Source organism: Chamaesiphon minutus PCC 6605, assembly GCF_000317145.1.
GTDB lineage: Bacteria > Cyanobacteriota > Cyanobacteriia > Cyanobacteriales > Chamaesiphonaceae > Chamaesiphon > Chamaesiphon minutus.
Genome location: NC_019697.1, coordinates 4,053,456 through 4,073,148 on the forward strand (window position 1 = coordinate 4,053,456; position 19,693 = coordinate 4,073,148).

Consider the following 19,693-nt stretch of genomic DNA (forward strand, 5'->3'; position numbering starts at 1 on the left):
GGCGGATGATTTGGGCGATCTGATGGTGATTTCATGATTGGTATTCTCACTCTCATGATATAAACAAAGGTGTCTAGACCTGGGGATGCAATATTCAAATAATCTTTCAAACGGGATAGGAGATGAAACACCTTCACCAATGTCGTAGCCATCCAGCCCCAGAACCATGCTTCTAATCAGGCATCTGCACTATTGAACTCTCGGTTTTAACTGTCTAGACACCTACGACGTTAACCGATAAGTCGCCTCTTGAGTGTTTCTTTCATTTGTAGCGGGCGGTGCGCCGCCAGTGCGCCTGCTTCTAAGGAACTTAATCTGGAATCAGCTCACAGCAAGGATCTGTAAGTTGGGTTGAAGAATGAAACCCAACCCGCCCAACCAAAGTTTCTTTCACCTATTAGACGACGTTTACGGGTTCTCCAGTACCTAATGTGCTAAATCAATAATTGAATCTCCAAGTTAGCAAGCATCTGTTTCGGAAGTTGTTGAAATTAGTGAAGCCATAAGCAGTACGCTTGATGAGCTTAATCTTATTATTAATTCCCTCAACTACACCACTAGTAGTTCGCTCATCAAAGTAAGCAACTATCTCTGTTAACCATCGCGAGATTGTGCCACAACTATTTGGCAAATGCTGCTTGGCTCTTACCAGCCAATGTCTAATTTTCAATAGTCCTCTCATCCACGATGTTGTTTTTTCCATTATCTCTCTCCATTTTTCTTTGAGTAGATGTGCTGCCCTAATGTTGGCAAATTCTTCTCTAACCTGCTTGAGCTTCTCTTGTTCTTTCTCCTCTCTTAACTCTTTTTCATTTTTTAGCAGCGCATATTTACTCGATTTTATTACTGCCAATTGCCGAGTGTATTCATTCTTTTGCTCTAATGTCTTTGCGGATTTAAGTTTAGCCTCTATCGCTCTTTTTTCTTGTTTTCTCAGCTTATCTAACTCACTATTTATTTGCGCTGTTACATGAAATCTGTCTGCTACTACTTGAGCATTAGGCATCACTTCTATCGCTAAGCTTTTATACCCTTTCCATAAGTCTATGCTGACTTCTTCGATCCTTTCCAGTACCTCTGTCCCCCATCCTTTCAGGATTTTCTCTATTTCTTCACTCTTTCTGCTTTCGATTATTGCTAATAATTTTCCTCGCTCTATATCTACTAATACTGCACAATATTTTCCTTGTCCTTTTACCATTGCTATTTCATCTATTCCCAGTTTTCTTAAATCCGTTGGCTTTTCTCCGTTTAGCTCTGCTGCTGCGTCTTCAATTATTCTCTCTATTTCTGCTGTCGTCATTACTCCTGTTCTAGCTACGCTCTGAATATCTCCTTCTAGTGCTTCTGCTAGGATTTTTTTAGCTAGTCTTGAAGTATATGTTCTTCTGCCTTTAACAAATTCTAGTTGTTCGCTAAATGGTTTTTGACATTTTTTACATTTAAATTGTCTTCTGTTTATTTCTAGGTGAACTTGCTGCTCTCCCCACGGCAAATCTTTTACTATGTATCTATTATTCTGATGTAAGCTACTACTCTTCGTTCCGCATCTATGGCATTTGCTTTCTTTCTTTATTGCTTCTACCTGTAAGATGATGCCTATTCCTTCATATTGTCGCTGCGACTCTACTCGCATTCCTTCTATTCCTAATAGCTCCGTTAGTAGCTTGAGTTCCTTTTTTGTTGCCACTTGCCCTGCCCGCCGCTCTTCTTACTATTTCTTCCTCTCTTCATTATCTTGCTTTTCCTCTCCTCGTCAGCAGTTTTGACATATTTATTTTATTTTCTTTCTCTTGTACTGCCTCGATTCTCATTTAATTAGCACATTAGGTACTGGAGAACCCGTTTACGTCAGCTCAGATGCTCTGAAAGAGAATCGCAGGTAAACACAATCTGTCAAATTCACGCATTGTCACCCGATCCATTAGACCCGTTTCATATAAATCCTTTGCTGTCTCGTGGACTGCTTCAAGAATCAGCGATTTTTTCTTCCGCATTGCAATTTATCTCTATTAATTCATCTTCTAATTTTGTAACTTAAATATCTGCTTCAATGACAGTTACGATCGCAATGACGATCGAGTTTATTTCTTCTGGGGTAAGAGATCCTAGTTTGCGGATAAATCGCTGGAGATCGACACCGCGAAGCTGGAGAGTATCGACACTAGAATCTTTGCTCAAACCATTGTCGGAATTAGGATTCAATTTAACATGCCATAAATTTCCCACATACCAATCTTTCCAGTCGGTAATCGGAGCAACTAGCTTAATAGGTAATACGCCAATATTATTCGAGCTGATGATTACTGCTGGTCTAATTTTCCTGATTTCTGTACCGAGAGTCGGGTCAAAATTGACCATCCACACCTCGCCGCGTTGTGGCGGATTCGAGCTAGTCATCGATAATGTCTCCAGCCATCAATTCTCGCCATTCGGTTGATGTCTGATAGTGTTCGACCATCTGTTGGGCTTGTTGGGCTAGAATCAGTTGTCTTTGGGCTAATGGTTTACGCAGAAAAGCCCGCCGATCTTCTAATGTTAACTCGGTCTTGCTGTTAGACCACTCGAAATCGGGTAATATAGATAGTCTCTGTTTGACTAATTCCCGTTCGGCTGGGGGAAGGGTTTCAACCATTTGCACGATCGAATCTACTAGCTGAGTATTCATTGATAGGTAAGCTCAGGAATCTAGCTACTATTATATCTAGAGCCGCGATCGTTGGCGTAGCCTACCGTAGTGGGACGACAAGCTTAAAAATGTGGGTAAAGCGATCGCTTAAAGTATTACTGGTTGTATTTTTTACGGTTCTGAATGCCCACAATTTTAAGCGTGTCGAGCCAGTAGGTAATCGACACCAAATTAGAGAGTTAGATGTTGCTGAGGTGAGTGGTATAGATGGGTAAGATGAGGATCGATCGCTATCCCAAATCAAGCAAATATCTTGCCATTTATAGATTAGAGATAATTGTTGATCGAATCGTTATAAATACTCACAGGGTTACATCTACGAACCCATCGAGTCCTAATCCTTGACCCTCAATCTGGCTCATTTTAAAGTCAGGCGTTAGAGAATCATACATAGACTCCCAGATATCCATAACATCCGTATCGAAGCAAGTATATTCGCTGATAGCATTCAACTCATCAAATCCTTCAAATCCTTCAAGCTTCGTTAAATACGGTTTCAAAACACTAAGTACGCGCTCTGCAAAGACGATATTATCATTTTGGAGCCAGAAAATATCGACAGGAGGCATCACGTAATAAGTAGGTCTTGTCAAATGCGCTCCGCGCAAGACCTGATTATCAAGTAGAACGACAGACACTTTGGGTACGAAATACTCATCATATTCCTCTACAATCTGCGATCTGTCTCTGAGATAGTGCCAAAGTTCTGTGGTTTTCGATTCTTCCATCGTACTCTTTCCAGCATCAACGAAGAAATAGGAGTTTGAGGGTTTTTGAACTGCACCTAAATACCTAGATCAAACTATACATAACTAGACAAATTATCTGTTATAATGATTTTATGTCTAGTTTAACGCCACAGGAAGCAGCCACCTTACTCGGTGTAACGGTTAGAACCCTACACAGATGGGAACTTGATGGAAAAATCAAGTCCACTCGCACTGCTGGCGGTCATCGTCGGTATGACATAGCAGATTTAATTAGCAATAAATCGGATACTCAATTAACAGTAGGCTATGCCAGAGTTTCTAGTCACGACCAGAAAGAAGATCTAACTAGGCAAGTTATAGTTTTAGAAAGTTATTGTGCTAAACATGGCTGGGGGTTTGAAGTAATTCAAGATCTTGGCAGTGGAATGAACTATAAAAAGAAAGGACTAATTAGGCTAATCAAGTTAATTACATCTTATCAAGTTGAACGACTAGTTCTAACTCATAAAGATAGATTACTTAGATTTGGGTCAGATCTAATTTTCACATTATGCGAACAATTTGGAACAGAGGTGATAATTATCAATCGCTCTGATGATAGTACATTTGAGGAAGATTTAGCATCAGACGTACTCGAAATCATCACTGTATTTTCTGCTCGTTTATACGGTAGTCGTTCTCATAAGAATAAGAAAATAGTAGAAGAGTTAAAGGAGGTAGCAAAACAGTTATGAGAATCAGTTTTAAAACCGAACTAAAACTGAATAACTATCAAAGAACTCAACTGGCTAGACATGCGGGTGTAGCTCGTCATGCTTGGAACTGGGGCTTAGATCTGTGTAAAAAAATTCTCGACTACAATCGAGAAAATCCAACAGAGAAACTAAGATTTCCATCAGCGATCGATCTGCATAAATTCCTAGTCAAGTGGGTGAAGGTTGAAAACCCTTGGTATTACGAAGTATCCAAAACTAGCCCTCAATATGCGCTGAGATACTTAGCGAGTGCATTTTCTGATTTCTTTAGAAAGAAAACTGCGAATGGTCGGCGGGTGGGCTTTCCCAGATTCAAGCGCAAAGGTCAGCATGATAGCTTTACCTTGGAAGGGACTATTAAAGTTGAACATCGTTGGCTTCAATTACCAAAAATAGGAGTAGTAAAGACTTACGAACGATTGCCGCAAGGATTGACGCCTAAAACAGCAATAATTAGTCGAACCGCTGACCGTTGGTTTGTCTCTTTTAGCTATGAAGTCGAACCAAACACTACAGCTAAACTAGTTGGTGTTTGTGGTGTAGACTTAGGGATTAAAACACTAGCTACTTTAAGCACAGGTGCAACGTTCCCCAACCCTCAACCTTACCGTCAATCTCAATCCAGATTAGCTAGGCTTCAAAAAGCAGCTAGCCGCAAGGTTAAAGGCTCAAACAATCGACAAAAGGCGAATTTAAAAGTAGCCAAACAACATGCAAAAACTGCCAACATTCGTAAAGATACACTTAACAAATTAACTACTCACTTGGCTAAGAACCACAGCCAAGTAGTAATTGAAGATTTGAATGTATCGGGAATGTTATCCAATCATTGTTTGGCTAAGTCAATTGCAGATTTAGGTATGTATGAATTTCGTCGCCAATTAACTTATAAATGTGAGCTATATGGTAGTGAATTGATTACTGTAGGTCGCTTTTTTCCAAGTTCTAAAACTTGTTCTTGTTGTGGGCATATCCAAGACATGCTGCTCAAAGAACGTGTTTTTAACTGTCAGCAATGCAATATCACTATCGACCGCGATCTGAATGCTGCACGCAATCTAGAACATCAAGCTCTGTCTTGTCGCACACAAACGGGAGGGAACCTCCCGTTCGATGCGCCGCTTATAGTAGCCTAAACACTATACTGGGTGCAGCTTGCGCCTGGAAGCCTACAGAGGGATAGCCGCTCCGATGCCCCCGTTGAAGTAGGAAGTAGACATCAATCTAGCTTGTCTAGATTTGTATAGGTTCTATCAAGCGGCTAAAGTTAGTGTAAATTGAAGAAATGGAACAAATGCCGCAGCTAGATCAAATCGAGTTAAGTACAGCGGATTGGGAAGGAACCCCAATCGCAGTACAGCAGCTAGTGCTGGCATTGTTGGCGGAGAATCAAGAATTAAAAGCGCGGTTGAGTGTCATCGAAGAGCAAATCAAGCAAAATAGCCAAAACTCATCAAAACCGCCATCAAAAGATGGATTTGGGACAAAGCCCAAGGTAAAAAAAGCCAAAGGGCAAAGAAATAGAGGCGGACAACTTGGGCATCCAGGGCACGAGCGCAATTTTCACGAATTAACAGCAGAGAGTGAAATTCACGAACATATTCCCAGTAGTTGTAGAGTGTGCGGAGTAGAGTTAGAAGGAGCAGATCCTCAGCCCTATCGTCATCAGGTAATAGAAGTACCACCCATCACCGCCAAAATTACCGAACATCGACTGCATCAATTGGCTTGTCAACATTGTGGCGAAAAGACCAGAGCCAAATTGCCAGCAGGAATATCAGCAGTAGGATATGGAGCAAGATTATCGGCATTAGTCGCCTGGTTGAGTAGCGATTATCGCCAAAGTCACGGACAACTACAGCAACTATTAAAACAGTTATTAGGGATTGAGATATCAATAGCCAGTATCAATCGGCTGCGGCAAGAAATGAGTCTCGCACTCGAATCAGTGGTGACGCAAGCCCATGAATACGTCCAATCACAACCACAAATCCACAGCGATGAAACCAGCTTTAGCCAAGGGAATTGTGACGGTCACAACCCCAAGCAGCGGCAAGGATGGTTATGGGTCGTGGTGACAAAGTTGATGAGCATCTTTGAGGTGAGCTTAAATCGGGGACAAGTCACTGCCAAGCAAATGATTGGCGAGCGATATACAGGAATTGTGATTTCCGACCGTTACAGCAGTTATAACTGGTTATCCGTCGAACAACGTCAAGTCTGTTGGGCACACCTGAAGCGAGATTTAACCGCCATGTCCGAGCGTAGTGGCGTATCTCAAACTATTGGTCAAGCTTTACTCAAGCGTCAGCAACGATTGTTCCGGTGGTGGCATCGAGTCCGTGATGGCACGATGACTCGTGCTGATTTTGAGCTGGCAGTAGTTGCTTTGCGCCAAGGGTTTAAAGCCGAATTAGAATCGGCAGTTGAATTGCCCATTGGCAAGAATGAGAATACACCGCTAGCGAAAACAGTACGGACTTGCGAGCAGTTACTTAAAATCGAACCAGCACTTTGGACGTTTGTAACGGTGCCTGGTATCGAACCGACTAATAATGCTGCCGAACAAGCTTTACGTCAAGCGGTCATCTGGCGGCGGACTAGCTTTGGTTCTCAATCCCTGGCTGGGAGTCAATTTGTGGCGCGATTACTTTCAGTGGTGACTTCGCTTAAGGCTCAACAGCGTGATGTTTGGGATTTTCTGACCTTGGTGTGTCAAGCTGCTCGATTTGATTTACCGATGCCTTCTCTCATCCCTCTGGATTGTCCCCTTCCTTAAAACCTCTACAACTCCCATTCTCTGGTTCCCCTTTGAAGCTTTACCTTCCATCCAATGAACATTTTGTCCTAGTGACTTCAAAACTTTACACGCATAGTGGTTCCCTTCCTTCCACCATTTAATTAGAGCATCTGCGTCGTACTCAATAGTTTTTGCCTCCTCCTTGTCTGGATCGTTTACTAAGAGAGAGAACTCCGAGACAAGCATACCCATCACCGCAGCAGTTTCGAGGACAAAAAAGGTGGGTCTGAAATAATTAATATTTAGATGGAGTAATTCATTCGATCGATAAATCGTAAAGTGGACACCAGTATCATCGTTCTCGTAGGAAAGTTTACCATCCTCACCTTCGTTCTCGATACTAATATTCGGCTGTGTCTTTGCCCATACAGTTATGGCATTCATTGTGGGTGCTGGTTTGCCATTGCGCGAGATAAATTCAAGATCGAAGGACATTACTATAGCCTCGCAAATATGGTTACTATTTTATTATTCCCCTCATTTATCATTAATTTCCCTGAGATTCAATTACGCCTTCAGATTCATTTACCATCAACCTCAACCGCTCCAACGTCCCCAATTCCACATCTTCCCACAAACCCCGCTGATTAGCTTCGAGTAACCTTTCTGCCATATCTCGCTGTACCCACGGATTATTTTGCTCGATAAATTCTCGGACTGATTCATCGAATAAATAAGCATCCGCCACACCTTGATACATGAAGTCCTGCACGCAATTAGCTGTGGCATCATAGGCAAATAAGAAATCTAGCGTCGCTGCCATTTCCGAGGCTCCCTTGTAGCCGTGACGCATGGCTCCGGCGATCCATTTGGGGTTGACGACACGCGATCGATATACCCGATCGATCTCTTCTGTCAGTTTGCGAACTTTGGGATTTTCAGTGCGAGAATTATCGCCGAAATAGGCTTCGGGTGCTTTGCCGGATACTTGTTTAATTGCAGCGGTTAAGCCACCTTGAAACTGATAATAATCATCGGAATCGAGTAAGTCGTGTTCGCGATTGTCTTGATTTTGGAGAACGATTTGCATATTACTCAAGCGTTGGTTAAATGCTTCGGGTGCGGCGATGCCTTCGGCTTTGTTGGTATAAGCGTAGGCACTCCAATTGATATAAGCTTGGGCTAAATCTGCTTCAGTTTCCCAATTTTGGGATTCGATTAATCCTTGCAATCCGGCACCATATGCACCTGGTTTAGAGCCGAAAATCCGATATTGCGATCGAGTCTGAGCTTCATCTAATGTTAATCCCTGCTCTAACCATTTGATTTGTTCTTGTTGAACTCGATCGGCTAATGGATTTTGCTCTGGGGTTTCTTCTAATGCGGCGACGGCTTTAACAGCATTGTCAAATAAATCGATTAAATTGGGAAAAGCATCGCGGAAGAAACCGGAAATTCGCAAGGTGACATCGACGCGGGGACGACCTAAAATTGAGATAGGTAATATCTCAAAATCTACAACGCGGCGGGATACTCCATCCCAAACTGGTTGAACACCGATTAATGCTAAAGCTTGGGCGATATCGTCGCCGCCTGTACGCATGGTGGATGTGCCCCAGATGGATAAGCCGAGGGTTTGGGGATATTCACCATGTTCTTGAGTATAGCGATCGATCAGCACTTCTGCGGCTTTGCGTCCCAGGCACCAGGCGGTTTCGGTGGGTACGGCGCGGATATCGACGGAGTAGAAATTTCGTCCGGTGGGGAGGACTTCGGGTTTACCGCGTGTGGGTGCGCCGGATGCGCTGCTGGGGATGTATTCACCGTTTAAGCCGCGCAGGAGGTTAGTCATTTCCTGGGGGGTTTGCTGGAGAGCGGGGAGGAGGCGGGTGGAGATCCAGTCTAGTTCGGCTTGGGTGTGGGTGCCGATCTCGCCATTAACCTGTAGGGGTTCCCCTTGTGGGTACCCTTCACCAACCACGCTGGTTTCTATCAACCTCTGGACTAATTCGGCGGCGTATTCTTCGAGGATTTCTACTGCGTCACCGATGATGCGGATTGGCTTGGTTGCTAGTTTCGTTTCGGCATCTGAATCCCCCCTAGCCCCCCTTAAAAAGGGGGGGATTGGACCTAGATTTGTGCGGGAATCTATGTTCTTAGTCCCCCTTGGAAAGGGGGATTTAGGGGGATTTCTAGGAGCTACGAATCCTACAAACTCTTCACCCAGATCTGCCGTTAACGGATCGAAATCCCATTCCCAATCTAATGCAATTGCCCGTGTTAAACCCATTCTATTTGCATTAGGATTACGCGCGATCGCGACAATTAAATCTCGTAATTGTGTATCCTGGGGGCATTGTCCAAATATATGCAAACCGTCGCGGATTTGGGCTTCTTTTAGTTCGCAGAGATAGCCGTCGGCGGTATTTAAAAACCTCGATATTGTGTCATCACTGGAATTCACATCTAGTCCTTTACCCACCCCCCCCTGCGGGTACCCCTCCTGGGAGGGGATTAAGTCGGGGATGCCGAGGGTTTCGTGGAGGTGTTCTTGTTGGATGAGGGTAATTAGTCGATCGCGAATCGGTGCTAGTCTTAATGGATCTAGGGTTTGGGCTTCGTAATACTCGTCGATTAAACCTTCTAATTGATTTAAACTCCCGTAGAGTTCCGCTCGTGTCATCGGTGGCGTGAGATGATCGAGGATTACGGCTTGGGTGCGACGTTTGGCTTGGGAACCTTCGCCAGGATCGTTGACAATGAAGGGGTATAAGTGGGGCATTGCGCCGAATACGGCTTCGGGGTAGCAATTTTCCGAGAGGGCGACGCTTTTGCCTGGGAGCCATTCTAAGTTACCGTGTTTGCCGACATGGACGATCGCATCTGCACCGAAGTTAGCTTTTACCCAGTGATAGAAGGCGACGTATTGATGGGGTGGCACTAAATCGGGGGCGTGGTAGTTGAGGTTGGGATCTTTATCGTAGCCGCGCGCGGGTTGGATGCCGACGAAGACGTTGCCGAATTGGATGCCGGGGATGGGGTAGGTGGTGGGTGATGTAGATGGTGAATCCCCCCTAGCCCCCCTTAAGAAGGGGGGGATCGGATCTAGATCTATGTTCAAAGTCCCCCTTTCCAAGGGGGATTTAGGGGGATTCGCCATCTCCGCCTTCTCCAATAACGATCGATCGTTCTTAGTCCCCCTTTCCAAGGAGGATTTAGCGGCGCGCGCGGAGGAGGTTTCCTCCGCTAAAAAGCGCGACAAGACAGGGGGATTTACACCATCTCCGCCCCATCGCTCAACAATCCCCTGTTGCACCGCAATTGGTAAAGTCTGAAAATGCGCCCAATACTCTTCACTATCCAAAGACTGATGCGCCTTCCGCCATCCATCCCCTTCAGGATCGTTAGTTACTCCTGCCGTCAATAACTTAATCAACTCCCCGCTATCAGCGGGAATATCCCCAACCTGATAACCCGCAGCCTTCAGCGCGTGCAAAATTTCCACACAACTTTGGGGCGTATCTAAACCCACCCCATTCGCCAACCGCCCATCGCGAGTTGGGTAATTAGCCAAAATCAGAGCTACCTTGCGCTCTTTTACCGATTTCCGCCGTAGCTTGCTCCAATTCAAAGCCAATTCTGCCACAAATTCCACTCGATCGGGTACAGGTTCATACACCAATACATCCGTCTGAAGTGCCGAGTTCTGAGTTTGCACCGCCTTAAACGAAATCGCCCGCGTAATAATCCGCCCATCCACCTCTGGTAGAGCCACATTCATCGCCATATCGCGGGGTGTCAACCCCTGCCAACCAGATTCCCAAAATTCCTTCCCCGCACCACTCAAAATCACTTGAAAAACAGGTAAATTCAGCGTCGCCCAGAAACCTACTTGCGGCGTATCGGTATCCAAACTCGCCAGGGAAAAACTGGTGGTATTGAGTAAAACATCCACCCCCTGCTGACAATAACTAGTCAACACCCGCTGCACCACCGGATCTTTGAGCGAAGACACGTAAATCGGTACGGGCGTGAGGTTACGATCGACTAAAGCTTGACACAATGCCTCGATCGCCGCTAGATTTCCCGATAGATAATGCGCCCGATAGAAAATGATCGCCGCCCCACCCTGTAACGGCATTCCCTCTGGCAACCACCGCGTTTCATCATAAATCCCCACACGCGGCACAACTTCCGCAACACGATATGCACAGTCAAAATCTAACCATCGACTGGCGATAAAATTCAATAACTGACGGTAATTATCCACCCCACCTTCAATCAGGTATTGCCACACTCGATCGACATCCGCCAAACTCGCTGTAGAATGGCTCATCAACGTCGGATCGGGACGCTCGTCACCTGGCAAAACGATTAACACCGCTCCCGTCTGTCTAGCAGTCTCCTGGACGACTTCTAGCCCATAACTCCAATAGGATTGACCCCCAATTAAGCGGACGATTATCACCTTCGCCGCTGTCAATACATCCTCGGCATAAGTATCGATCGTCAATTGCTGCTGCAACTGCAACAAATTCACCACCCGCACCTGGGGGAACTCTTCTGATAGCTGCGTTGTAGCAACTGCTAATGTCTGTATATCGGTATCAGCGGCGGTGATAAATGCGATCGGTGCTGGCTGTTGTTCGACAAAGATGACACCTTCAGCAGCAGGATTCCAACCACCTGGTATTGTAGCGAGACGATGCATCGATTTTCACCCTGACAGACAGCACCTTATTCTAACGAACTTGGTATGATGCTTGGAGTCAGAGATATTTAAACAGTCGGGGAATGAGTGAAACTATTTGGGTGTATGGTTATCATGGCACCAGTATGGATCGAGCTTCAGCAATTGTCAAAACTGGCTTCAACTCTAGTAATATGGATGATATTTAGCTATGCCATTAGATCCTAAAGAATTTGAAAAGGTATTTGCCAATCACTTTAAAACGATCGAACCCGAACAGTTTTTGGATAATTTAAAAGCAGCTTGCCCCTACTTATTTAACGAAGATTCGATCGCAACCACTGATGTAATTAATGGTGATGAAAGTAGTGTCAAACAGATTGTGTTAAATGATGCTAAAGTTTAGCACCCTGCTCGAATATGACCATGATAGAACACAATCCAACTATAGATTTGAATCTATCTAAACAAGATGTCGAGAGTTACATCCTCCAGCATGGCTGGAAACAAGTAGCGCATCCCAACAAAAAGCTCCAAGTTTTTGCTGGATTGGTAGATAATGATGGTCGAGAAATTCGATTGGCTTTACCTCTAAGCAACGATCTAAAAGACACGCCTCTGCGAATTTATCAGGCGGTACAAACGATCGCAGATATTGAAGATCGACCTCTAAATGCAGTGGTTGCAGATATTGAGAAAGTTAAAGCATCACAATAGAACAGTGACTTTTAGGAGCGGTGCTGGCTGTTGTTCTACAAAGATGACTCCTTCAGCCGCAGGATTCCAACCACCCGGTATTGTAGCGAGACGATATATCGTCGAATTTCACCCTAACAGACAGCATCTTGTTGTAACGATCTTGAACTTGACGATGGTTTAACCCTCTGGCTTCAACCATCCTCTAAGCGTAGTTTTGATAACCTTAAGATATTTATTTTCCAGCACAAACTCATCAATGATAGATTCACCACAGGCTTTCAATGCAGCAGAAGCTCGACGTTTTAAACTTGGTGTTGTCTCATCATTTACATATGAAATCATTTCTGATTGAGTTGCCGAAGGATTTATTTGCTCAAAATATCCTAACAACTTTTGAATTTCTAACGCGGCGTCACTAAGAGTTTGCTTCTGCTCAGATTGGATAAATATATTGTTATCCGATCTAGCATACTTTCCGACAGCTCCAGCTTGCTGAACATTGTATGTATCTCCGTCTTTCCGATCTAATGTTGACATACTTACTGCTCCTACGTGGTTATTGATTGTAATCTGAAAAATTCGATCTACTCGATCGACTGGAATGGGATCTCGATCTATATCCCAGTTACTGCTAATTTCGAGAATAAAATCTTGTAATCTACTCCTTATAGTACCAATAATTTGAGATATGGCAGCACCTGTAATAGGTCTATGTGCATCAATTAGTTGGTAATTCCCTTTGCGAAGAGATTCGGCATTAAATATATTGTACAAATGAATCCATTCACCTTCTAGTGGCATACAAAGTTGCTTTTGCTTTGACATTTCTTCTAAGCTAGTGGCACCATTAAATATGTATAGCTTACTAGTACTCTGTCGTAAATCTGGCTCGACATTAGCCATAGCTATCGTTCTACCTTCATGTATGTATGTTCCATTTGAAAATGTGCCTATTACAATTGCATTTTTAACCCTATAATCCGGTAGTTCATTACGTTCGTAACCATCTAATTCATTTTTAACCCATTTCTTGAAATCATCGTTTCCCAGATAATATGCTAATACTTTTGCTTTTAAAAGAATACTTTCCAATCTAGTCTGCGGTGCAAGTATATCATCCTGAATTTGCCTAATAATTTTGACGGTATCGCCCATTGTTGGATGTCACTAATTTCTCTCATTTATCTCGATCGAGTGTATTTAAACTTGCTCGATTGTTTTATTCAGTCTTTAAGTATGTCATTTACGATATTTCAATTCAAGTATTGTGTGAAAGCTAGAGTATATTACTTAGCGAATTTTTTGATAACTATAGCCAGCTTTCTTAACGTATCGATCGAAATAAGTACCATGAGAGTCGGCTGCCATTAATCCATCATAAATTGATGACGGAACACCTGAATATCGATATATACCGCCATGCAGAAATTCAACTTCTAGTGATTGAGTGCCTGGATCGTATCCAACTGATGCGAGATTGGATGATGATACTGGGATTCTGTTCATGTACATTACTTGAATGGTATTTTTATACCATTAAACACCATCCAAAAAAAATTTTCCTCCACAAACACAGGTAGAGGTGCTGATATTATTCTCGATCGAGAGCATTCAAACTCGATCGATTATTTTAATCGCTTTGTGAAATAGGATTATTAGCTGGCTGACGTTGGGCAATCTGCATCAATAATCGTAATGCCTCATTCACAGCATTTTCAGTTGGAAAAGATTTGGCGACATCAGGATCTAAACGAACTAGATTAGTACCAGCCCGATATCGATCGACATACTTACCTCTAACACCGCCCTCAAGCTGAGTAAAATCATACTCAGGTTGCAATTCATCTTCCATCTCGTTATCAATTTGACTGTTCATAGAATCTCCGTTCCTGACGAGTGGCTGCTCTGGCACTGATAATTCCGATTTTATCTTCTCGATCGGTATGTGCAATGATTAAAAGCTTTCCAAACCTAGATATCCCAATTATAACGTAGCGGCTTTCTCCGATCGAATGCGCTGGATCTGGAAAAGTGACGGATAGTGCGTCATTGAATACAGTCGCAGCTTCCTCAAAAGAAACACCATGTTTTTCATAGTTTGACTCTGCTTTGTCTGGATTCCACTCAAATTCCATTGCAAATTCTCAAATTTATCCAGTTTTTCTCAGTTATCTCGATCGAGAGCGTTCAAACTCGTTGGCGTAGCCTCCGCCTTGCGGAATCGATTGTTTTACTCGATAGTTGCAGGATTCTTACCTGGTTGACGTTGGGCGATCTGAATTAATAATCGTAACGCCTCATTGACAGCATCGGCACTCGGAAACATCTCCGCCACATCTGGTTCCAGCCGAACTATTGCACTACCAAAGCTTTTTCGTCCAGATCCTAGTTTTCTGACTCTCAAACTCTTCAGATCGTATTCTGGTAAAAGCTCATCATCTAATTCTGAATTATCCTTCTTCATAAACTTCCCTCTCAGTACGTGTTACTTCTCTAGCACTAATTAGTCGAATTAAATTGCCCCTTTCCGTATAAGAAACAATTAACAACCGTCTTTGATTAGACTCTCCCACGATTAGATAACGATCCTCATCATCAGAATGTGCTGGATCGTAAAAGTCAATATAGAGTGGGTCATCAAAAACTGTTTTTGCTTCATCGAATGATACTCCATGTTTGAACAGATTACTGGCTGCTTTATTTTCGTCCCAATCAAACTTCATAAGGTTAGACAACGAATCATGCTAAACGACGATAGAGTTCGGCATTTTTCTTGAGTACATAACTTGCTGATTGAGTAAAATCATCGTTAGAATTAGCCAGCCAGTCTTCTAGATTGGCACGCACTAAATCTTCAGTAGAAACTTTACTTTCTCGTGCTAACTGTTGCAACTTTTCAAGTTGCTCATCTGGAATAGCGATCGTAATAGAAGCCATCGATAGTTCCTTGATGTTCTAAATATGTAATATTATAACTTTCCCAAACCTAAATGAAGTAATGAGTCGATCGAGATCCTCTGTCAGCGGAACAACCTCAAATCGATCGTAGATTCGGATGTTGTAATGCTTGGTGTTAGAGCTTATGCAGACGACTGGAAATCGTCGCTAGTGTTGCAAAGTCTGCCTTCGCAGATTAAGGAATTAGTCTGCGAAGGCAGACTTTGCACTCTGAGGAGCGGTTTCCAACCGCTTTGTTTAAGACTGGCAACTTATGTTAACAAACATTGCTGAAGTAGGGATAGAGTTAAAATAGTCGTGGTGACTGGATGAACATCAATATTGCGTAACTCGATCGATTAAATATGGAAAATACTTATAACCCCGCCGAGATTGAGTCAAAATGGCAGCAGTCTTGGACGGAGCAAAACTTATATAAAACCGATATAACTAGCTCTAAGCCTAAATATTACGCACTGTCGATGTTTCCCTATCCGTCGGGAAATCTGCACATGGGGCACGTTCGCAACTATGTGATTACTGACGTGGTAGCCAGACAGAAGCGGATGCAGGGACATCGCGTGTTGCATCCGATGGGTTGGGATGCGTTTGGATTGCCAGCGGAAAATGCCGCTATCGAACGGGGGATTCATCCGGCGACTTGGACGTATCAAAATATCGCCCACATGCGGGGACAGTTGCAGAAATTGGGTTTGTCGATCGATTGGGATCGAGAAGTAGCAACTTGTTCGCCGGAATATTATCGGTGGACGCAGTGGATTTTCTTGAAGTTTTACGAAGGTGGCTTGGCGTACCAAAAAGACGGGATGGTAAATTGGGACCCGATCGACCAAACCGTATTGGCGAACGAGCAAGTCGATAGTGAAGGGCGTTCCTGGCGTTCTGGCGCGATCGTCGAGAAGAAGGCTCTCAAGCAGTGGTATTTTAAAATTACTGAATATGCCGAGCAATTATTGACCGATCTGGAGCAGTTGTCGGGTTGGCCGGAAAAAGTTCGGATCATGCAGGCAAATTGGATCGGTAAATCGATTGGGGCTAATCTGGAATTTCCCATCGTCGGTACGAGTGAGAAAATTGCTGTATTTACGACTCGTCCCGATACTGTTTATGGTGTGAGCTACGTTGTATTGGCTCCAGAACACCCGTTGACGGCGCAGGTAACGACTTCCGAACAAAAAGCGGCGGTAGATGCCTTCGTGGAGGAAATTAAGAGTCAGAGCGAGATCGATCGGACGGCGGAAGATAAGCCCAAACGAGGTGTCGCGACGGGTGCGATGGCGATTAATCCGTTTACTGGGGCGGAAGTACCGATTTGGATTGCCGATTATGTCTTGTACGAATATGGCACGGGTGCGGTGATGGGCGTTCCCGCGCATGACGTTCGCGATTTCAAGTTTGCGAAGCAATATCAGTTGCCGATTAATCAAGTAATTGCCGCGCCGGATCGGGATTCTAGCGAACCCTTAGCAGCCGCCTACACGGACGCAGGGACGATGATTAATTCCAATCAATTCGATGGGTTAGACTCGGTTACCGCCAAGCAGTCGATTATCGAATATGCCGAACAGCAGGGCTATGGTAACGGCAAGATTCAGTATCGCCTGCGGGATTGGTTGATTTCGCGGCAACGTTATTGGGGTGTGCCGATTCCGATCGTCCATTGCCCAAAATGTGGTGCGGTGCCAGTACCAGAGGCCGATTTACCAGTGAAATTGCCTGAAGATGTCGAATTTACTGGCAAAGGTGGCAATCCCTTGGCGCAATTGGAGTCGTGGGTGAATGTGCCATGCCCGACTTGCGGCACGCCAGCCAAGCGGGAAACCGATACGATGGATACGTTTGTGGATTCATCTTGGTATTTCTTACGGTATCCAGATGCGGGTAATGACAAGCAGATTTTCGATCCGAATATTACCAATGATTGGATGCCTGTGGATCAATACGTCGGTGGAATCGAACATGCGGTATTGCACTTATTATATGCACGCTTCTTTACAAAGATCGTGCGCGACTTTGGGGCAGGGGATAAGGGTAAGACTAGCGGCGCACTCCGGTCGGGTTCCCCGACCATGGAAGTGCGACAAGACAAGTTCCTAAATTTTGATGAACCGTTCAAAAAATTGTTGACTCAGGGGATGGTGCAAGCAACTACTTATAAAAATCCGCAGACTGGCAAATATATCAGCCAAAATACCATCTTCGATGTGAATAATCCGATCGATCCGACTACTGGCGATCGGCTCGAAGTCTCATTCGAGAAGATGTCTAAATCTAAATATAATGGCATCGATCCAGAGGAAGTTTTGGGTAAATATGGTGCAGATACAGCACGGATGTTTATCTTATTTAAGGCACCACCAGAAAAAGATCTCGAATGGGATGAAGCAGATGTCGAAGGACAATTTCGATTTCTGAATCGCATGTGGCGATTGGCGATCGGTTATAAACCTACGACCGCTAATACTGGCGAATTATCCAAATCAGAGAAAGATTTACGCCGATTCGTCCACCATGCCATTCAAGCAATTACTGAAGATTTGGATGGTGATTATCAATTTAATACAGCCATCTCTGAATTGATGAAACTGAGTAATGCGATTACCGATGCCGATTGCAAAGATTCGCCCGTATATGCTGATGCGATCGAAACTCTGATGCTATTAGCCGCACCATTCGCGCCGCATATGACGGAGGAATTATGGCAATTGACGGGACATAGTGGTTCGATTCACGAACAAGCATGGCGTCAATTCGATCCGGCTGCTTTAGAAGCTGATGAAATTACTTTGGTAATTCAAATTATGGGCAAAACTCGCGGCACGATTCAGGTTCCAGCGACGAAGGATTCAGCAACTTTAGAAGCTTATGCACGGGAGTCGGCGATTACTAAAAAGTTTGCTGAAGGTAAGGAGATTAAGAAGGTAATTGTCGTACCAGGGAAATTAGTTAACTTTATCATCGGTTGATTTGTGCGTTCGAGCGAGATAACTAGATGGGTGCAACTTTTTATTGAATAGATAATGCTGGAAACTTAGCTGGTGGGCACTGCCCACCCTCCGCAGTATTCTACCTATTCTCTCGATCGAGACTAGCAAATATCCAATTCCCAATCGAATCTATCTCGATCGAATGATAACTTCCTAAAATATCCATGTTATGAGCTGTTATCAATCTATTTGGTTGATACTTAACGGTTACTATTTTCAATACGATCGAGCCAATTTATATCTAGCAAGTGAGGATATACGATCTCATTTTACCGAAGGATTATAGTACGAATCTTTTGATAAAATTGTTAGCATACGAGTAGGAGATCGACTCCTCATCTCAATCCTCAAGCTTGAGTAAAGTCGGGATTGTAAATGAGCGATCGTTGTATTAGTCAAAGTTACAGATAGCTAACAAATTTTCCTGATATTCGATCGTGAAAAATCTTATTCGCATAGCATCGATCTCGACAACAGTCTTGTCTCTATTTGCACCACAAGCAAGCAGAGCGCAAGGTGTCTTCGTGCAACCTTTTCCTTCGAGCGGTTATTCATCGACTACGATCTACGTTCCCACCCTACCCCAAACCGGAAGATCTACCAACGACATCAATCCGACGAGATCCGATCCTTTTTCTCCGAATGTTTATCCTAATAACAATTCTTTCCCTGGTTCGCTAGATACGCCGTATTATGGTAGTAGTTATCCAAACACGCGTTTCGTACCACCGCCACCATCTAAAGTAGTCTTCCCGGCGCAAAACTTCTATGGCGGTAGGTTTTACAATACTTGCACCACTGCGATAATTGGTAGTCCAATTCCGAGTACGATCGCACTCAATCGTTATACTGGTACGCCGTGTTTTTGAATTAGCCAGGAGAGATTTTAGCCATTGATTTTAGAAGTCGCAATCCTAGATCTCAAAGCTGGTGTAACTGAAGAATTTGAAGCTGCTTTTCTAGTGGCTTCAAAAATTATTGTGGCAATGCCGGGATATATTTCGCACGAACTCCAACGCTGTCTAGAAAAACGCGATCGATACATTCTAATGGTGCGCTGGCAAAAGTTAGAAGACCATACCGTTGGATTTAGAAGATCGCCAGAATATCAACAATGGCGTTCTTTATTACACCATTTTTACGATCCATTCCCAACAGTAGAGCATTATGAAACGGTCTTAGTTTCTACTAAATAGAATAATCGATATTAGACCTCCTGCAAAAGTCAAGATTTTTCGCTTGTCAGGAGTTGGGTGTTTCAAGCAAATCCATCCCTGGAAGCTCTGAGAATTCCACCTAGATTGCCTGTTTGATTTCCGCTAATGAGCCAAGGGCACATTTTGTATCTCTCCGCGCACCGCCTGGTTCGATATATAACTCTAGCGTGTAAAAACTTTTTAATCCATTCATATATTAAATATTAATAATTTAGCAATTTTTAGCACGGATTTTATATCATCAGTCT

21 protein-coding genes and 1 pseudogene are annotated in these 19,693 nt (G+C 43.8%); 8 read left to right on the top strand and 14 right to left on the bottom strand.

Annotation, left to right across the window (positions count from 1 at the left end):
* Window positions 1-439 precede the first annotated feature (439 nt).
* From CHA6605_RS18565 to CHA6605_RS18585, 5 genes and pseudogenes are all read right to left on the bottom strand, one after another.
* Window positions 440-1,636 (bottom strand): ISL3 family transposase, encoded by a 1,197-nt coding sequence (locus CHA6605_RS18565; protein WP_015158531.1) that lies wholly within the window; start codon window positions 1,634-1,636, stop codon window positions 440-442.
* Window positions 1,637-1,874: 238 nt separating this feature from the next.
* Window positions 1,875-1,997: pseudogene (locus tag CHA6605_RS31810) on the bottom strand (helix-turn-helix domain-containing protein); the annotation flags it as partial.
* A gap of 40 nt (window positions 1,998-2,037) precedes the next feature.
* Window positions 2,038-2,400 carry a type II toxin-antitoxin system PemK/MazF family toxin gene (locus CHA6605_RS18570; protein WP_015160941.1) on the bottom strand — a complete coding sequence of 121 codons (363 nt, stop codon included), beginning with the start codon at window positions 2,398-2,400 and terminating at the stop codon, window positions 2,038-2,040.
* Window positions 2,393-2,668 carry a hypothetical protein gene (locus tag CHA6605_RS18575; RefSeq protein ID WP_015160942.1) on the bottom strand — a complete coding sequence of 92 codons (276 nt, stop codon included), beginning with the start codon at window positions 2,666-2,668 and terminating at the stop codon, window positions 2,393-2,395. The genes CHA6605_RS18570 and CHA6605_RS18575 overlap by 8 nt, the downstream gene beginning before the upstream one ends.
* 323 nt (window positions 2,669-2,991) lie before the next feature.
* On the bottom strand, window positions 2,992-3,417 hold the full coding sequence (locus CHA6605_RS18585) for a hypothetical protein (protein ID WP_015160943.1): 426 nt from the start codon (window positions 3,415-3,417) through the stop codon (window positions 2,992-2,994).
* Between the two features lie 113 nt (window positions 3,418-3,530).
* On the opposite strand from CHA6605_RS18585, the gene CHA6605_RS18590 reads away from it, so the two are divergent.
* From CHA6605_RS18590 to tnpC, 3 genes are all read left to right on the top strand, one after another.
* Entirely contained in the window at window positions 3,531-4,133 is a 603-nt protein-coding gene (locus CHA6605_RS18590) for an IS607 family transposase (protein ID WP_015158570.1), read from the top strand.
* Window positions 4,130-5,290 (top strand): RNA-guided endonuclease InsQ/TnpB family protein, encoded by a 1,161-nt coding sequence (locus CHA6605_RS18595; protein ID WP_015158569.1) that lies wholly within the window; start codon window positions 4,130-4,132, stop codon window positions 5,288-5,290. The genes CHA6605_RS18590 and CHA6605_RS18595 overlap by 4 nt, the downstream gene beginning before the upstream one ends.
* 149 nt (window positions 5,291-5,439) lie before the next feature.
* Window positions 5,440-6,933, top strand: a complete 1,494-nt coding sequence (gene tnpC / locus CHA6605_RS18600; RefSeq protein WP_015160944.1) for an IS66 family transposase — start codon at window positions 5,440-5,442, stop codon at window positions 6,931-6,933.
* On the opposite strand, the gene CHA6605_RS18605 is transcribed toward tnpC, so the two are convergent.
* Both CHA6605_RS18605 and CHA6605_RS18610 read right to left on the bottom strand, forming a co-directional pair.
* A complete protein-coding gene (locus tag CHA6605_RS18605; protein WP_015160945.1) occupies window positions 6,889-7,389 on the bottom strand; it encodes a hypothetical protein in 501 nt (166 codons plus the stop codon). The two genes, tnpC and CHA6605_RS18605, sit on opposite strands and share 45 nt — an antisense overlap.
* Before the next feature lie 52 nt (window positions 7,390-7,441).
* On the bottom strand, window positions 7,442-11,605 hold the full coding sequence (locus tag CHA6605_RS18610) for a cobaltochelatase subunit CobN (RefSeq protein WP_015160946.1): 4,164 nt from the start codon (window positions 11,603-11,605) through the stop codon (window positions 7,442-7,444).
* Window positions 11,606-11,795: 190 nt separating this feature from the next.
* Between CHA6605_RS18610 and CHA6605_RS18615 the strand changes: the two genes are divergently transcribed.
* Together CHA6605_RS18615 and CHA6605_RS18620 are read left to right on the top strand one after the other, a co-directional pair.
* Window positions 11,796-11,990 (top strand): hypothetical protein, encoded by a 195-nt coding sequence (locus CHA6605_RS18615; RefSeq protein ID WP_015160947.1) that lies wholly within the window; start codon window positions 11,796-11,798, stop codon window positions 11,988-11,990.
* Window positions 11,991-12,037: 47 nt separating this feature from the next.
* Window positions 12,038-12,301, top strand: coding sequence for a hypothetical protein (locus tag CHA6605_RS18620; protein WP_051038931.1), 264 nt, complete (start codon window positions 12,038-12,040; stop codon window positions 12,299-12,301).
* A gap of 159 nt (window positions 12,302-12,460) precedes the next feature.
* Here the strand turns inward: CHA6605_RS18620 and CHA6605_RS33065 are convergent, their stop codons facing one another.
* The 7 genes from CHA6605_RS33065 to CHA6605_RS18655 all read right to left on the bottom strand — a co-directional run bounded on the left by CHA6605_RS33065 (window position 12,461) and on the right by CHA6605_RS18655 (window position 15,220).
* Window positions 12,461-13,438, bottom strand: coding sequence for an AbiTii domain-containing protein (locus tag CHA6605_RS33065; protein WP_015160949.1), 978 nt, complete (start codon window positions 13,436-13,438; stop codon window positions 12,461-12,463).
* A gap of 135 nt (window positions 13,439-13,573) precedes the next feature.
* Window positions 13,574-13,789 carry a KTSC domain-containing protein gene (locus tag CHA6605_RS18630; RefSeq protein ID WP_041548267.1) on the bottom strand — a complete coding sequence of 72 codons (216 nt, stop codon included), beginning with the start codon at window positions 13,787-13,789 and terminating at the stop codon, window positions 13,574-13,576.
* A 124-nt stretch (window positions 13,790-13,913) separates the two neighbouring features.
* The gene (locus CHA6605_RS18635) at window positions 13,914-14,159 is read right to left on the bottom strand and encodes a hypothetical protein (protein WP_015160951.1); all 246 of its coding nucleotides are present in this window, start codon (window positions 14,157-14,159) and stop codon (window positions 13,914-13,916) included.
* Complete coding sequence (locus tag CHA6605_RS18640; protein ID WP_015160952.1) at window positions 14,143-14,418, bottom strand: BrnT family toxin; 276 nt, start codon at window positions 14,416-14,418, stop codon at window positions 14,143-14,145. Before CHA6605_RS18640 ends, CHA6605_RS18635 begins: the two co-directional genes overlap by 17 nt.
* Before the next feature lie 95 nt (window positions 14,419-14,513).
* A complete protein-coding gene (locus CHA6605_RS18645) occupies window positions 14,514-14,747 on the bottom strand; it encodes a hypothetical protein (protein ID WP_015160953.1) in 234 nt (77 codons plus the stop codon).
* Window positions 14,734-15,006, bottom strand: a complete 273-nt coding sequence (locus tag CHA6605_RS18650) for a BrnT family toxin (protein ID WP_015160954.1) — start codon at window positions 15,004-15,006, stop codon at window positions 14,734-14,736. The genes CHA6605_RS18645 and CHA6605_RS18650 overlap by 14 nt, the downstream gene beginning before the upstream one ends.
* A gap of 16 nt (window positions 15,007-15,022) precedes the next feature.
* A complete protein-coding gene (locus CHA6605_RS18655; protein ID WP_015160955.1) occupies window positions 15,023-15,220 on the bottom strand; it encodes a ribbon-helix-helix domain-containing protein in 198 nt (65 codons plus the stop codon).
* Between the two features lie 365 nt (window positions 15,221-15,585).
* Between CHA6605_RS18655 and leuS the strand changes: the two genes are divergently transcribed.
* The 3 genes from leuS (at window position 15,586) to CHA6605_RS18670 (ending at window position 19,424) form a co-directional block, all read left to right on the top strand.
* Window positions 15,586-18,207, top strand: a complete 2,622-nt coding sequence (gene leuS, locus CHA6605_RS18660) for a leucine--tRNA ligase (RefSeq protein ID WP_015160956.1) — start codon at window positions 15,586-15,588, stop codon at window positions 18,205-18,207.
* Window positions 18,208-18,665: 458 nt separating this feature from the next.
* Entirely contained in the window at window positions 18,666-19,097 is a 432-nt protein-coding gene (locus tag CHA6605_RS18665; protein WP_015160957.1) for a hypothetical protein, read from the top strand.
* Window positions 19,098-19,121: 24 nt separating this feature from the next.
* Window positions 19,122-19,424, top strand: coding sequence for an antibiotic biosynthesis monooxygenase family protein (locus tag CHA6605_RS18670; protein WP_015160958.1), 303 nt, complete (start codon window positions 19,122-19,124; stop codon window positions 19,422-19,424).
* Window positions 19,425-19,693: the final 269 nt, after the last annotated feature.